Source organism: Streptomyces sp. NPDC002742 (assembly GCF_042888885.1).
Lineage (GTDB): Bacteria > Actinomycetota > Actinomycetes > Streptomycetales > Streptomycetaceae > Streptomyces.
On record NZ_JBIAQF010000003.1, the window covers coordinates 404,363 to 419,297 of the forward strand.

14 protein-coding genes are annotated in these 14,935 nt (G+C 70.3%); 2 read left to right on the forward strand and 12 right to left on the reverse strand.

The genetic code is table 11. The features are described 5' to 3' along the window. The 11 genes from ACFYW8_RS07070 to ACFYW8_RS07120 form a co-directional block, all read right to left on the reverse strand. A partial coding sequence (locus ACFYW8_RS07070) for a hypothetical protein (RefSeq protein ID WP_389068840.1) occupies positions 1-199 on the reverse strand: 199 nt, incomplete at its 3' end. An 85-nt stretch (positions 200-284) separates the two neighbouring features. Beyond that, on the reverse strand, positions 285-1,619 hold the full coding sequence (locus ACFYW8_RS07075; protein ID WP_389068683.1) for a hypothetical protein: 1,335 nt from the start codon (positions 1,617-1,619) through the stop codon (positions 285-287). Positions 1,620-1,697: 78 nt separating this feature from the next. Further along, complete coding sequence (locus tag ACFYW8_RS07080) at positions 1,698-2,714, reverse strand: glutamate ABC transporter substrate-binding protein (protein WP_389068684.1); 1,017 nt, start codon at positions 2,712-2,714, stop codon at positions 1,698-1,700. 14 nt (positions 2,715-2,728) lie between these two features. Continuing rightward, complete coding sequence (locus ACFYW8_RS07085; protein ID WP_389068685.1) at positions 2,729-4,222, reverse strand: hypothetical protein; 1,494 nt, start codon at positions 4,220-4,222, stop codon at positions 2,729-2,731. 314 nt (positions 4,223-4,536) lie between these two features. Beyond that, entirely contained in the window at positions 4,537-5,571 is a 1,035-nt protein-coding gene (locus ACFYW8_RS07090; protein WP_365869992.1) for a BadF/BadG/BcrA/BcrD ATPase family protein, read from the reverse strand. Next, positions 5,568-6,833 carry a 6-phospho-beta-glucosidase gene (locus ACFYW8_RS07095; protein WP_389068686.1) on the reverse strand — a complete coding sequence of 422 codons (1,266 nt, stop codon included), beginning with the start codon at positions 6,831-6,833 and terminating at the stop codon, positions 5,568-5,570. Before ACFYW8_RS07095 ends, ACFYW8_RS07090 begins: the two co-directional genes overlap by 4 nt. 2 nt (positions 6,834-6,835) lie before the next feature. After that, positions 6,836-7,729 carry a carbohydrate ABC transporter permease gene (locus ACFYW8_RS07100; protein WP_365869990.1) on the reverse strand — a complete coding sequence of 298 codons (894 nt, stop codon included), beginning with the start codon at positions 7,727-7,729 and terminating at the stop codon, positions 6,836-6,838. A 3-nt stretch (positions 7,730-7,732) separates the two neighbouring features. After that, positions 7,733-8,674: a carbohydrate ABC transporter permease gene (locus ACFYW8_RS07105; RefSeq protein WP_389068687.1), complete on the reverse strand. Its 942-nt coding sequence runs from the start codon at positions 8,672-8,674 to the stop codon at positions 7,733-7,735. 10 nt (positions 8,675-8,684) lie between these two features. After that, the gene (locus tag ACFYW8_RS07110; protein WP_389068688.1) at positions 8,685-10,022 is read right to left on the reverse strand and encodes an ABC transporter substrate-binding protein; all 1,338 of its coding nucleotides are present in this window, start codon (positions 10,020-10,022) and stop codon (positions 8,685-8,687) included. 59 nt (positions 10,023-10,081) lie between these two features. Continuing rightward, entirely contained in the window at positions 10,082-11,293 is a 1,212-nt protein-coding gene (locus ACFYW8_RS07115) for an ROK family transcriptional regulator (protein WP_365869987.1), read from the reverse strand. 280 nt (positions 11,294-11,573) lie between these two features. Continuing rightward, positions 11,574-12,410: a hypothetical protein gene (locus ACFYW8_RS07120; RefSeq protein ID WP_365869986.1), complete on the reverse strand. Its 837-nt coding sequence runs from the start codon at positions 12,408-12,410 to the stop codon at positions 11,574-11,576. A 351-nt stretch (positions 12,411-12,761) separates the two neighbouring features. Here ACFYW8_RS07120 and ACFYW8_RS07125 point away from each other — a divergent pair, with 351 nt between their 5' ends. Both ACFYW8_RS07125 and ACFYW8_RS07130 read left to right on the forward strand, forming a co-directional pair. Further along, positions 12,762-13,427 carry a hypothetical protein gene (locus ACFYW8_RS07125; RefSeq protein WP_389068689.1) on the forward strand — a complete coding sequence of 222 codons (666 nt, stop codon included), beginning with the start codon at positions 12,762-12,764 and terminating at the stop codon, positions 13,425-13,427. Between the two features lie 59 nt (positions 13,428-13,486). Further along, positions 13,487-13,990: a hypothetical protein gene (locus tag ACFYW8_RS07130; RefSeq protein ID WP_389068690.1), complete on the forward strand. Its 504-nt coding sequence runs from the start codon at positions 13,487-13,489 to the stop codon at positions 13,988-13,990. Between the two features lie 60 nt (positions 13,991-14,050). Here the strand turns inward: ACFYW8_RS07130 and ACFYW8_RS07135 are convergent, their stop codons facing one another. After that, positions 14,051-14,671 carry a Uma2 family endonuclease gene (locus ACFYW8_RS07135; protein WP_389068691.1) on the reverse strand — a complete coding sequence of 207 codons (621 nt, stop codon included), beginning with the start codon at positions 14,669-14,671 and terminating at the stop codon, positions 14,051-14,053. Positions 14,672-14,935 lie beyond the last annotated feature (264 nt).

The following is a 14,935-nucleotide window of genomic DNA, read 5'->3' on the forward strand; positions in this document are numbered from 1 at the left end:
GCCCGCACGTGTCGCAGTACAGCTCGCCGCCGCCCATGTCCTCGTACGAGCCCTCGCATCCGGGCCGCGCGCACTTCTGTTCACTCACCGGCTGCTCGCCCGCACCCGGCGCGGGCACGCTTCCGGACCGGGTGGAGCCCGGCGCGGATCCGGCCGGGGCGAGCCCGCACGTGTCGCAGTACAGCTCGCCGCCGCCCATGTCCTCGTACGAGCCCTCGCATCCGGGCCGCGCGCACTTCTGTTCACTCACCGGCTGCTCACCCACGCCGTATCCCCTTCAACGCTCACGCGTCGGGCCCCCTCCGGTCCGCACGGTCATGAGGCCCGCCCTGCTCGGGCACCTGCGGGCTCAGCAGCTCGGCGGCCGCCCGCTGGTAGCGCAGCACCGCCTCCTCCGCCACCCGCAGATCACAGGGAGCGCTCCACAGCATGCGCCGGGCCGCGTCGTAGCGCTCGACCAGGAACGGGTCCTCGGCGAAGCCGTGCCGAGCGACCTTCGCCTTGTACGCGTCCAGCCGGCCGCGCAGCTCCGCTCGGACCGCCAGTGGCTGGGTGACCGCGGTCAACGACTCGCGGGCGCGCAGGAGTTCGTCCTCCGCCTTCTCCTCCAGTGCCTCCAGAAGGGGCGACAGGCGGTGCCACTGCGCGTGCCTGCGGTACTCCGCGGCCGTCGCCAGCTGCTCCTGCAGCGCCGTCGGCGGTCCGCTGACGGCCGGCACCTCGGACGCGGCGATCTTCGCGAGCACCTCACCGCGGGCACTGCGCGCCTCGGCGAGCGTACGGTCCGCGCGGCTGAGCACGTCCCGCACCTTCACCAGCCGCGCCTCCGCGTCCTGCCGCACGGTGAGCACCGCCTCGATCTCCCGGCGCACCTCCTCCAGGGCGCGCGCCTCACGGTCGTACGCCGTGGTGTCGGGGCGGCCGCCGCCCGGGGCCGAACTCCCCTGCGCGGGAACCCAGAAGGCCAGCGGGTCGGAGACGACCCGATCGCGCAGGGTGGTCAGCGTCCGGGTGATCCGCTCCAGGTCGTCGCCCGAGGGGTGCTCGCCGGGGCGCACGCCCACGGAGTGCGCGAGCGCGCGGGTGCGCTGGAGCTCAGCGGCCAGTAAATCTATCCGGGCGGGCAGCGCGGACCACACGGCGTCCGCGGTGACGACCATGTCGAGCGAGGTCGCGTACAGCTCGTTCATCCGGTCCACCAGCGCGGCCAGCGAGAACCGCTCGCTGAGCTTGCCGGTGCCGGCCAGGGTCGGCGCGTTCGCGGTGGCCGTGGTGGAACCGGCGACCGTGATGCCCGAACCGCGCAGCAGCTCGGTCAGTTCGACCAGGTCCTCACGGCTGGACCAGCGTCTGCGGGAACGGATCTCGCGCGCGGAGCGCAGCGCGTCCGCGTACGCGTCGAAGTACGCCCACAGCAAGGTGATCGACGCCTCCGCGGACGCCCAGCGCTCCTTGGTCGTGCCGGTGAGTTCGGCACCTTCCAGGAGTCTGCGGCCCGCGTGGTCCTGCAGGGCGAGGAGCGAGGTCTCGATGGCCTCGTGCTCCGCGCCGAGGCGCGCCAGCGCACGGTCCGCCTCGTCCCGGTCCATCACCGGCCCGGGGGGTCCCGTGACGCCCATCGATCACCTCTCGTTCTCCTGCGTTCCCCGCGCGCTCGGTGTGTGCGCCCGGTCAACTCTCCAGTGGTATCAGGTCGGTCACTTGTACTGGGCGACGGGCGGGTTCTCCGCGGGGGAGTTCGCCCCGAGGGTCGGAGCGAGCCACTTGTCGTACGACTGCTGCCAGCCGTTCCTGCGGTAGTCCGCGAGGATCCGGTTGACCCGGCGTACCAGATCGTCGGAGCCCAGTTTCATCGCCACGCCGTAGTACTCGGTGGTGAACGTGCCGCCCTTCAGCTCGACCGTGGGGTCCTGGGCGGCCTGGCTCGCGGCCAGCGCGCCGTCGGTCACCACCGCGTCGGCCTCGCCGAGCTGGAGGCGCACCAGACAGTCCAGCTGGTTGGGCACGGGTGGGGCGATGTCGGCGGAGGAGACCAGCTTGCCCGTTTTCCGGTCAGCCGTGAGCCGGTCGTACGCGGTGGAGGTCTTCGCCGAGCAGATCCTCTTCTTGGCGAGGGTCTTGTCGTACCCCGTGATGTCGGACTTCGTCGGGGCCAGCACCTGCTGGCCGGTCTTGAAGTAGGGCGCCGAGAACGCGACTTGCTGGAGACGTTCGCAGGTGATCGTCATGGTGCGCACCACCATGTCGACCTTGCCGCGCTGGATCGCGGGGATGCGCTGGCTGGTCGGTATGGCCCGGAACTGGACGGCGTTCTCGTCGCCCAGGATGTCCTTCGCGATAGCGTGGACGACGTCGATGTCGAAGCCCTCCAGGTCGCTCCCGGCCTTCGGGTTGTTCGGGTCGCGGTAGCCCCAGTGGTAGCTGTTCTGGTCGACGCCGACGATCAGCCGCCGGTCCTTGCGGTTCTTGATGGCGTCGATCGTCGTCCCGTCCGCGCCCGAAGGGGAGAGGCTCAGGTTCTGCGGCTCGGTGCACTGGGCGGCCCTGGCCTGGGTGCCCCGGGCCAGGCCCTGCCCGCCGAGGCCCGTCCCGCCGTCACCGCGCGCGGAGTTCGGCAGCAGCAGTGCGAGGACCAGGGCCGTCACACAGGCGACGGCCATCGCGCCCACGCCGCCCCAGCCCTTCAGGCTCGCCCTCAGACGTCGTACGGTCATCGCCGCTCCCCCTCTCACCGGTACTCCGAAAGCCTGCGCCCGATGCCGAACACCGCGCCCGCCGCGGCCAGCACGGCGAGGACCGCGGCGCCGACCGGGAGCCCGGTCATGGCGCCCAGGCCGTTGCCGGCCGCCCGCCGGAACTCGCTCTCCTCGTGCGTCAGCGCGAGCTTCAGGTTCTTGTCGACGCCGTCGAAGCAGTCGCCCGTGGGCTTCTTGTCGGCGGAGCCGATGACCCGGTCCAGCGCGAGCTGGTACTTGCCGTCGTCGTCGGCCGTACGGGCTTCCTTGTGACGTTGCACCCAGACCTTCATGTTGGCGGTCGCGGCCTGTACGGGCTTCTCGCCCGCCTGGTCGTCCGCGAGGGCCGCCGCCGCCGAGAGGCCCTGGGTGAGCGTCTTCATGTCCTGGTCGAAGCTGTAGTCGTACAGGTCCACGGTCGTCTTGCCGTCGGCCAGGGTCTTGGTCTCGGCGCCCCGGCTGACCAGGGTGAGGTTCTCGTTGCCGCGGGCCTTCAGGGACGCGATCTGGGCCCTGTGCAGCACGTTCAGGGAACGGACCCCGTGATCATAGGACTCGTTCAGCCCGGACCGGGCGACCGTGTGCCCGACGGTGAGCCACAGCAGCACGACCAGGGACGCCGCAGTGGCGGCGGCCATGCCCTGGTTCAAAACCCGGTTGGTACGGCGGTAGTTGCGCCGCTGGGCCCAGACGAGGGCGCCGAGCGCGACGAGACCGAGGGCGATCGCGGCCCACGGGTAGGGCTTCGCGTCGGCGTAGTCGGCGCTCAGCCGCTGGTTCTCCCGGTTGTAGAGCTGTTGCGCCTTCGGGAGCATCTCGTGCTGCATCTTGTCGTTCGCGTACCGCAGATACGCGCCGCCCAGTGGGTAGCCCTGCCGGTTGTTGGCGCGGGCCCGCTCGATCAAACCCTTGTACTCGGGCAGCAGTTCGTTCAGCTGGGAGATGGTCCTGGCCGAAGGGGAGCCCGGATCAGCGCTGTTGGCCGCGGTGATGAGCTTCGCGGCCGCCGTCCTGATGTCCTGTTCGTAGCGGTCGCGGGTGGCCTTCGTCTCCTGGCCGCCCGCGAGGAAGCCGCTGGAGGCCGTGGTGTTGGCGTCGGCCAGGGAGCGGTAGATGTCCGCCGCGCTCGCGCTCAGCGGCTGGCTGCTGTGCAGCACGTTGTCCGCGGCGGCCGAACGCTGCGTCATCTGCCAGGCGGTGACAGCTCCGAACGCGACGACCAGCAGGGCGAGGACGGCGCCGATGATCCGCAGCCGACCGGGCTCCGTCGTCGCCGCGGCGCGCAGCCGGTCCAGACCCTCCGCCCACGCCGTACGCCGCGGCGGGGCGCCGGGCGCCGGGGTGACGCTCGGCGGGGCGCCGAACCCGGCCCGGGGCACGGGGAATCCGTCCGGCTGCACGGGAGGCCCGGACTGCGCCGGCACGGACGGCACCGTCGGCGCGCCGCGCCCCGGTGGCGCCGCGCCGCCCTGCGGCGGGTGTGTCACTGTCGACCTCCCCCATGGTCATCCGGTCGGTCACGCTCGCCGCGGCCGCGGGAAGCGCGGCCCACCGGCGTACGTGCACGGCGGCAAGTATCGCCGCCGGGACCGGCATCCGCACAGGCCTTGCCTGGATCTTGTTCGGATCACGGCGCAGCACGATTCCCCGCGCCACCCCCCTTCTCATGAACACGTGTTCCGGTTCTGTTTGGTTCCCGCCCCGTCACGCCAGGTCATGGATGGTCCGTGAGCCGCCGTGCGCCGGCGCCGGAACCACCCGCCCCGGGCGCCTCCTCGGCCCCGTTCCCCGCGGGGCCTCCTCAGCCCCGTTCGTAGAACGCCCGCACGCGCGCGTGGACCGCGTCCTGGGCCCGTACGTGGTCCAGGCCCAGGAGCGCCGCTCCCAGGACCGGCGGGGCCGTGACCACCCGGGGGACCGCCTTGGGCGCGCGGGCGGCCAGGAGTTCGTGGATGCGGTCGTCGAGCTGGGGATGGCGGGCGGCGAGGATGCTGCCGCCGAGGAGGACCGGCGTCTCCTCGGCGAGGAGGCCGAGGCGGGTCAGGGCCACCGTGGCCATCGCGACCACCTCGTCCGCGAGCCGGTCGACGAGTCCGCGGGCCACCGGATCGCCGTCCACCGCGGTGGCGAACAGGACCGGGGTCAGCTCGTGGCGCCGCGCGTTGCCGATGTGCTCCAGGTGGAGCGCCTCGATGAGCGCGTACATGGAGTCCAGGCCGAAGTGCGCGGGCAGCGTGCGGGCCAGGGCGGTCGGTCCGCCCCGGCCGTCCTCGGCGCGCGCCGCGTGCCACAGGGCCTCCTCCGCCAGGCCCCAGCCACCGCCCCAGTCACCGGAGATACGGCCGATGGCGGGGAAGCGGGCGGTGCGGCCGTCGGGCCGCATGCCGACGCAGTTGATGCCGGCCCCGCAGACCACCGCGACACCGCGCGGTTCCGCGATCCCGGCCCGCAGGATCGCGAAGGTGTCGTTGCGCACCTCCACCCCCGCGCCCCACGCCCGTGCGCGCAGCGCGGCCGCCAACTGCTCTTCCTCCACGGGCAGATCGGCGTTGGCGAGGCAGGCGGAGACATGGCCGACGGAGGTGACGCCCGCCTCGGCGAAGGCCCTGCGCACGGCGTCGGCGACCGTGTCCACCGCCGTCTCGACGCCGACCGCCGGGGGCCGGAACCCGCCGCCTCGCGCGGAGCCGGTCACCCGGCCGTCCGCGGCCACCACGGCGACGTCGGTCTTGCTGTTCCCCGCGTCGATGGCCAGTACGAGGCCCGCGGGGCCGGATCCGGCGTCGGCGGGGCCGGATCCGGCGGCCGTCCCGGCGCCGGATTCCGTTGACGTCATGCCCACGCGAGGTGCTCCCGGTTGTGCGCGATCAGCTGGTCGGTCAGGGTGTCGGCGTAGGCGTACTGGCCGATGAGGGGGTGCGCGAGCAGCGCCCGGAAGACCCGGTCGCGCCCGCCGCGCAGCGCGGCCTCCAGCGCGAGGTCCTCGTACGCGGTCACGTTCGCCATGAGCCCCGCGTACAGCGGGTCCACGGCCGGCACCGGCAGTGGCACGGGCCCCTTGGAGCCGACCGCGGCCTGCACCTCGATCACCGCGTCGTCCGGCAGGAACGGCAGCGTTCCCCGGTTGTACGTGTTCACCACCTGGTAGGGGCTGCCGCCCCCGCCGAGCAGCGCGGCGGCGAGGTCGACGGCCGCCTCGGAGTAGTAGGCGCCGCCCCGGCTGGCGAGCAGCCCAGGCTTCTCGTCGAGCGCGGGGTCGCCGTACATCGTCAGCAACTGCCGCTCCATCTGCGCGACTTCGGCGGCCCGGGAGGGCTTGGTGCGCAGCTCCCGGACGACCTCGTCGTGCGCGTAGAAGTAGCGCAGGTAGTACGAGGGGACCACGCCGAGGGTCTCGACCAGGGAACGCGGCAGGCGCAGGTCCTCGGCGACGGCGGCGCCGTGCTCGGCGAGCAGCCTGGGCAGGACGTTCTCGCCCTCGGGACCGCCCAGGCGTACACCTGTCTCCCAGGTGAGGTGGTTGAGGCCCACATGGTCGAGATGCACCTCGGCGGGGGAGACCCCGAGCAGTCCGGCGAACTTCCGCTGGAAGCCGATCGCCACGTTGCACAGCCCGACCGTCCTGTGGCCGGCCTGGAGGAGGGCGCGCGTCACGATGCCCACCGGGTTGGTGAAGTCGATGATCCACGCGTCCGGGTTGGTGCGGCGGACCCGCTCGGCGATGTCCAGCACCACCGGAACCGTGCGCAGCGCCTTGGCCAGGCCGCCCGCGCCCGTCGTCTCCTGTCCGACGCAGCCGCACTCCAGCGGCCAGGTCTCGTCCTGTTCACGGGCCGCCTGACCGCCGACGCGCAGCTGGAGGAGCACCGCGTCGGCGCCCTCCACGCCCGCGTCCAGGTCGGACGTGGTGACGATCCGGCCCGGGTGGCCCTGCTTGGCGAAGATCCGGCGCGCCAGGCCCCCCACCAGTTCCAGGCGTTCGGCGGCCGGGTCGACGAGGACCAGCTCCTCGACGGGCAGGGTGTCCCTGAGCCGCGCGAAACCGTCGATGAGTTCGGGGGTGTAGGTCGACCCTCCGCCGACCACGGTGAGCTTCATGGTTAGCCCTTCACTCCGGTGAGCGTGACACCCTCGACGAACGCCTTCTGCGCGAAGAAGAACACGAGGATCACGGGGGCCATGACCAGGACGGTCGCGGCCATGGTGAGATTCCAGTCGGTGTGGTGCGCGCCCTTGAACGATTCCAGGCCGTACGACAGGGTCCAGGCGTTCTGGTTCTCGGAGGCGTAGATCTGCGGGCCGAAGTAGTCGTTCCAGGCGTAGAAGAACTGGAAGAGCGCGACGGCCGCGATGCCCGGCTTCGCCATCGGCAGGACGACCTTCAGCAGCGTCCGCAGGTCCCCGCACCCGTCCACCTTGGCCGCGTCCAGGTACTCGTTCGGGATGGTCATCAGGAACTGGCGCAGCAGGAAGATGGAGAACGCGTCCCCGAACGCCATCGGGATGATCAGCGGCCACAGCGTGCCGGACAGGTCCAACTGCTTGGCCCAGAACAGGTACATCGGGATGATCACGACCTGCGGCGGCAGCATCATCATCGAGATGACCAGCATCAGCGACAGGTTCCGGCCGCGGAAGCGGAACTTGGCGAGCGCGTAGGCGACCGGGATCGACGAGACGACGGTCAGTACGGTGCCGAAGCCCGCGTACAGCAGGGTGTTCTTCCACCAGGTGAGGAAGCCCGGGGTGTCGAAGACCTTCTTGTAGTTGCCCCATTCCCAGGTGTGCGGGATCAGGTCGCGGCTGAGCGCCTGGCTGTCGCTCATCAGCGAGGTCAGGAACACGAACACGAAGGGCAGCACGAAGAAGAGGGCGGCCGCGACGCCGAGGGAGTGGATCGCGACCCACTCCAGGAGGGCCCTGCGGCGGGCGGTGCGCTCGGCGGGGGAGACCCGTGCGGCCAACTCCACCGGCTTGTCGAGTACTTGAGTCATCGGTCAGTCACCTGCCTGGATGAGACCGCCCCGGCGCCGCATCAGGAACGCGGTGAACACCATGGACAGGGCGAACAGCACGAGCGCGACCACACAGGCGGAGCCGTAGTCGAAGCGCTGGAAGCCGAGGTTGTAGACGAGCTGGGGCAGGGTGAGCGTCGACTTGTCGGGATAGCCGGGCTCGAACTGCGTACCGGCGCCCTGGATGACGCCCGAGGCGACCTTCCCCGCGATCAGCGGCTGCGTGTAGTACTGCATGGTCTGGATCACGCCGGTGACCACGGCGAACATCACGATCGGCGAGATGTTCGGCAGCGTCACGTAGCGGAAGCGCTGCCACGCCGAGGCCCCGTCCAGTTCGGCGGCCTCGTACTGCTCCGTCGGTACGTCGAGCAGCGCGGCCATGAAGATGACCATCAGGTCGCCGATGCCCCACAGGGCCAGCAGGGTCAGGGCCGGCTTGGACCAGGCGGGGTCGTTGAACCAGCCGGGAGCCGGGACGCCGGCCTTCTCCAGGAGTGAGTTGACGGGCCCCGTACCGGGGTTGAGGAGGAAGGCGAAGGCCATGGTGGCCGCGACCGGCGGGGCGAGGTAGGGCAGGTAGAAGAGGGTGCGGAAGACACCCGTGCCCGTCTTGATCTTCGTGATCAGCAGTCCGACGCCGAGTCCGAACAGCACCCGCAGGGTCACCATGACGAGGACCAGCCACAGGGTGTTGCGCAACGCGGGCCAGAACAGCGGGTAGTTCTCGAAGACGTACGTCCAGTTCTTCGTTCCGCTCCACGTCGGCGGTTTGAAGCCGTCGTAGTGCATGAAGGAGAAATAGACGGTCGAGATCAGCGGGTAGGCGAAGAAGACCGCGAAACCGATCAGCCAGGGCGACATGAAGGCGAGGGTCTGCAGCGCCGAACGACGGCGCTTCGAAGCCAGCGTGACGGTACTCATCGGCGCGTGACTACTTCGCCTGCGCGATGTCCGTGTCGATCTGCCGGGCGGTGGATTCCAGGCCCGCCTTCAGATCCGTGGTCTTGCCGCTCTCGTAGTCGTATCCGAACTGCTGGATCGTCACGAGGTAGCTGCCGCCGTTGACGGACGCGGGGGTCGTCGTCGAGTTCGGGTTCGAGGCGATGTCCAGGAACGTCTTGAAGCGCGGGTCGTACTTCAGCTTCGGCGACTTGAGGGCCGCGAGCGTCGAGGGCACGTTGTGGATGTCGTTGGCGAAGCCGACCACGGCGTCCGTGTCCGTGGTCATGTATTTGACCAGCTCCCAGGCCGCGTTCCGCTTCTTGCTGGTGGCCGCGATGCCCGCGATGGTGCCGGTGATGTAGCCCTTGCCGTACTGGTCCGCCCGGTCGTCGGGGACGGGCAGCGGGGCGACGCCGATCTCGAAGCCCGGCTTGGCCTCCTCGGCCATCCCGAGCCGCCACTCGCCGTCCAGCTGCATGGCCACCTGACCGGTGTGGAAGGGGTGCTTGCGGCCCCACTCGTCACCGAGCCTGGAACGGTAGGTCTCCAGCTTCTTGAAGCCGCCGAGTTCGTCGACGAGCTTCTTCTGCAGGGTGAACCCGGCGGTGAAAGCGGGGTCCTTGGCGATGTTCGACTTGCCGTCGCTGTCGAAGTACGTCGGAGAGAACTGCCCGAAGTAGTGCTCGGTGGTGGACTCCCAGCCGTGGTAGTCCGGCATGAAGCCGAGCTGGGAGTACGAGTCGCCCTTGGAGATCGTGAGCTTCTTGGCGTCCGCCTCGAACTCCGACCACGTCTTCGGAGGGCTGCTGATCCCGGCCTTCTTGAACGCGTCCTTGTTGTAGTAGAGCCCGTACGCGTCACCGAGCAGCGGCACCGTGCAGCGGTTGCCGTCGAACTGGGTGTACTCGTTCATCGCCTTCGGGAACGTCGTCTCCGGGTCGATGTGCGCCTTCTTGAAGAAGGGGTTCAGATCGACGAAGGCGCCGGACGAGCAGAACTTGCCCACATTGTTGGTGGTGAAGGAGGAGACGACGTCGGGGGCCCTGTCGCCGCCCGCGCGCAGTGCCTGGTTGATCTTGTCGTCGGTCATGGTGCCGACGACGTTCACGTGGATGTCGGGGTGCGCCTTCTCGAAGCCCGCGACCAGCGACTGCACGGCCTTGACCTCGTTGTCCGAGCTCCAGGCGTGCCAGAAGTTGATCGTCTGCTCCTTGGACGCGTCGTCGCTTCCGCCCGCGTCGGACTGGCCGGTACAGGCGGTGGCGAGGAGGGCTATCGAGGCGGACGCGGCGAGCGCGACAGCCGCCTTTCGGGATATTCCGGGCATGGCGAGATCTCCCTGCGAGGGACGGGGCGGGACGACGGAGTTGCGGGCTCGGGACGGGTTCAGCGGGAGGTGTCGAAGACCTCGTCGCGGGTGGCTGCCAGGGCACTTTCCAACGCGCCGCGCAGTACGGGGTGTTCGTGCACATCGCCGACGACGAGGCGTGGCCGGGACGCGGCCAGCTCCTCCAGCTCGGCCTGGACCAGGGCGCGCAGCGGTTCCCCGCCCGCGGTGAGCGACGATCCGCTGAGGACGACGAGTTCGGGGTCGAGCACGGAGACGAGGGAGGCCAGACCGGTGGCGAGCCCGGTCGCGTACGTCTCCAGGAGCTGCCGGTAGGGGCCCTCGCCGACGGCGGCGGCCCGTTCGACGACGGTGGCCGCGACCTCGGCGTAGGGACCCGTGGGCAGGTCCTTGATGCCGAGCTCGCGCGCCAGCTTGGGGATGGCCTGCGAGCCGGCCAGCTCCTGGTAGCCGCCGCTGTTGGCCCGGGTCACCTGGCGCACCAGGGGCGCGCCGGGCACCGGCAGGAAGCCGACCTCGCCGGCGCCGCCGGTCCAGCCGCGGTGCAGGCGTCCGCCGAGGACGAGCGCGGCGCCGAGGCCGCCCTCGTTCCACAGAAGGACGAAGTCCTCGTGCCCCCGGGCGGCACCGAGCCGCTGCTCGGCGATGGCGACGAGGTTGACGTCGTTCTCGTACTCGACGGGCATCGGCAGCGCGGCCGCGAGCTCGTCGAGGAGGGTGGGGGAGTGCCAGCCGGGCAGGTGCGAGGCGTAGCGCAGCCGGCCGGTGTTGGGGTCGAAGGCGCCGGGGGTGCCGATGACGAGGCGGCGGACGTCGTCCCGGGCGAGCCCGGCCGCCTTCACCGCGCCGTCGAGGGCGTCGGTGACCTGGCGTACGACGGGCTGGGACCGGTGGCGGCCCGGGGTGGGCAGCTCGTACTCGCCGACCGTCCGGCCGGTGATGTCGGCGACGGCGGCGAGGACGCGCTCCGGGGTGACGTCCAGGCCGGCCGCGTGGGCGGAGCCCGGATTGACCTCGTACAACTGGGCGCTGGGGCCCGGCCGTCCCTCGCTGGTGCCGGTGGCCAGGACGAGCCCGGCGGCCTCCAGGCGGGCGAGGAGCTGCGAGGCGGTGGGCTTGGACAGCCCGGTGAGCTTCCCGATCCGGGTCCGCGAGAGCGGTCCGTGCGCGAGCAGCAGATCGAGGGCGGCGCGGTCGTTCATCGCGCGCAGGACGCGGGGGGTGCCCGGCGTACCGGCGGTTCCTGTCATGTCTGTCGCCACCTGCCCTTCTTGGCCGACCAGCTTCCCCGAGGTGCCTTCGGAAGTCCACCGCAAGATCATTGTTAGGAAAGTTTCCTATTGCTGATGCGAGGAAGGTAGGCCGGACCGGTCGGAGGCGTCAAGAGAAACCGCCTCCCGGGCAACGGAGTCGTTACCTGGGGGCGGGGCGGGGAAACGCGCAGCCGCCCCCGACGCCGACGAACTCGTCTGCTGCGGGGGCGGCTCGGGGCCGACCTGGGGAGGGGTCGGCCCGGGGAGGTGGACTCGGTTACTTCACGTCGACGTAGTCGCCCGTGGCCGCGGCGGTGCCCGTGGTGGCGGTGCCCGCGAACGTGTAGCGGTACGTGCCGTCGGCCGAGGCCTTGACCGTGGTGGTCAGGGCGCCCGCGGTGCCGGACGTCACCGTCTTGACGGTCTTGTAGGCGGTCGCGCCCTTGGCCTTGAACTGGAGGGCGACCGGCTGGCCCGTGTAGCCGGCGTACTTCATGGTCGCCCAGTCGGCGCGGGTCAGCGCGCCCTTGACGGTGAGGGTGCTGTTCTTCTTCACCGGCTCGGGGGTGGCGTCGGTGGTGAGCCTGGCGGCGCGCTTGACCTGGGCGGTGCCGGGGAGGCCCCACATGTCGTAGTCGAAGCTGAAGCCGATGTGGTTGCCGGAGTCCTCGGTGGTCGAGGTGGAGCGGCCGTAGAAGGCGGCCACCTTCCAGGTACCGGCGTCCGCCGCGTCGAAGAAGTAGTCCTGGGGCGTGATGGCGATGACCTCGGTGCAGGACGCGGTGACCGTCGTGGCGGTCGTGGCCGTCGTGGTGCACTTCGAGGGCGCGTCCGGCTCCATCTCGTTCTGGAGCTTCGAGAGCGAGGTTCCGCGGTACAGGGCGATGCCCGCCTCGTTCGTCAGGCCGTCGATGACGAGGCCGGCCGGGCGGACCAGGGTGTACTTGACCGGGACGTTCACCGTGGCGGCGGTGCCGGCGACGATCGCCTTGCCGTTGTTGACCACCACGTTGGAGAAGGTGAGGTCGGGCGTGGCGGCCGACGCGGACGGCGCGGCCAGGGCGGACAGGGCCAGGGCGCCGGAAACGACGGCGCCTGTGGCGTACTTGCGCATGGACTTCCCCACATTCGAAGCGGGCCCCCGGGCGTTGAGCTCCAGAACAAGGGCCTGCTGTTGGGGCGACAGTAGACGGTTGAACAATGTGGCTGAAATGCGGGGGTCGTGTGAAGGGGATCGCGTCCCCGGGTGCGCGTGTGGTGGGCGGGGTGGTGTTGCCGTCACGTCAGCGGCGGGGTGGTCGGTGGCCATCACGGCTTCGTCACGATCGACCGGTGTGCGCTGGGGTGATGTGCAGGGTTTTGCAGCGATACAACCCCTTGGAAACGGGCGCCCGGCCGCTCGGGTGACGGTGGCTCAAGTGCTCCGGGGTCACCGTCACAGGATCTCCTTCCTATGATCCGCCGCATGAAAGCGAACCGTTCGGCGTGGGCTCTGGTGACCTGTCTGGTCGCGGCCTTCGTCGTGTCGTGCGGGGGCGGCGATGGCGCAAATCGTTCGGCTCCCGCGCGACATCCGCGGGTGACGCCCGCGGCGTCGAGTGCCTCGCCGAACTGCTCCAAGGCCTCCATACGGTGGGGCAAGGTGACGGTGGGCGAGAAGCTGATCGCCGTTTCGCAGTTGGTGACGGTGGAGGAGGGTCAGAAGCGCGGGTGGTCCGAGATCTCGCCCCACCACGTGCGGACCGTGACGTCCCGCATCGAGGCGGGCGGTACAGGTGTGCCGACGCGGCGCATCTTCGTCTCGCTGGAGAAGCGGCTCGGGTACGACTCGCCGACCTTCGAGAGGCCAGGGACATCGACGTCCGCCCGGCTGGAGAAGGATGAGCTCGGCCGTGTCGACTACCTCGGGCATCCCGGGCGATTTGTCGAGGCCGCGGCAGTCGGAGTCGTCGACGCGAGCTTCGCCCTCGACTGCTCGGGCACCCACGGCGCCACCGTCACACCGGTCTACGGCACCCTCACCGCGTGGTACGGGAACAGCGGGGCCTCGATGAAGTGCGGAATCGTGCCGGACAAGGGCAAGTGGTTCCGTGAGGCCTACGACATGGTCTGCCCTGAGAGTCACTCATGAAGTTGCTCATGGCGTGCTGGCGCGCGGCAGCGGCCAAGTGGATGAAGCTGGCCTTTATCATGACGTTTATCGACTTCGTGAACGACGGTTTCACATGGGAAACCGTGGGCGAGACCGTGCTCTTCAAGCCTCTGGTGTGGGGGATCCTGTCGCTCGGGCTGGCGGCCTTCGCGGTGCGGTCGCTGCGACGCCGGGCCCGTGCGGCCGGAATCGCCCTCTCCGTCGGGGCGTTGGACGAACGGCAGACGCACGTACTGCGCCCGGTGTCGTTCTCGGACGGGTGGCAGGAGCGGGTCCGCGAGGAACTGGTGGCTTCGGAGCGGGCGTTCCTCGTCGTCGGGAACTTCCGCGAGGAGATCCGCTTCCGGTGGCGTCCGGGGTGGGGCGACCAGTCCGTCCGGGGGGTTATGTCCTTCGACGCGCTCTCGGGAGATGTCGTCCTCGATGTCCGGGACGGTGAGGGGCTCCTGGGGGTGGCCGGACTCGGCAAGGGGGCCTCGTTCACCGCGGTGTGCCAGATAGCCGGGGCCACCGGGCTGGTGTCCGGGAGTGCTCGTGGCTGATCCGTCGAACCCTGGCAAGGAGCCCTGGGCAGGAGGCCCGCAAGCTGACTTGCGAGTCGCTCAGTCGGTGAGGAACGGGGCCGTGTCGAGGGCCGGGTAGGGCGCCGGGAGGGGAAGCGGGTCGCCGAGGCCGACCTTGGTGTCGGTGGCGTAGTAGGCCTCGGTGGGGTCGTCGCCGGGGAGAACGGGGTCCGCGTAGCAGTGAGCTGTCCCGGTGTGGCGGTCGACCAGAACGTAGACGGGGACGCCGGCGGCGGCGTACGTGCGGAGTTTGGGGCCGGTTTCCGTTTCGTGGTTGGTGGAAGTGACTTCGCCCACGAGGGCGATCACGTCGATGGGGTACCAGCCCTTGTGGGCTCTGCGGTAGGACTCGTCGAGGTCGGTCGGCCTGCGCCGGCGGATGTAGAAGTCCGGAATGATCAGGGCCATGGTCGTGCCGTCCTTGTGGGCGGCACGGTATCCGTTGCCCATGCCCACAAGACGGAAGCCGGCCGCGCGGAACTGGAAACTCAACTCGAATGCACCGTCGTTGTGGTTGTCGTTCGGCTGCGGCGGCACGATGGCCATCCCCTCGACGTACTCGGGTCGAATCGGCATGGGCGATGCCTCTTCGATCGCGATCAACAGGTCGATGGGGTCCACGTGCGTCATCACCGGCTCCATGATCGGTTCCGCGCTCATCGCTCGGTCTCCTTGTCACGCTGGTGCCAGGCTAAGCCCGCGTCGGGTGCCCCGGCAGAACGATCGGGCACCCAGCGCCCCCGCGGCGCCGGATGCCCCGACCGTTCACTCGAACGAGAGTGCTGAAACCGTTCCTCGGGCTTGTGTCTCCCCTACGTCGTCACCGGCGATGCCTTCCGCCGAGGGCTGCGGCCCGCTCGCAAGGACGAAGGGGCGGGCGCCCCGAACACCCGGGCGCCCGCCCCTTCTCACGTACAGCCGGAG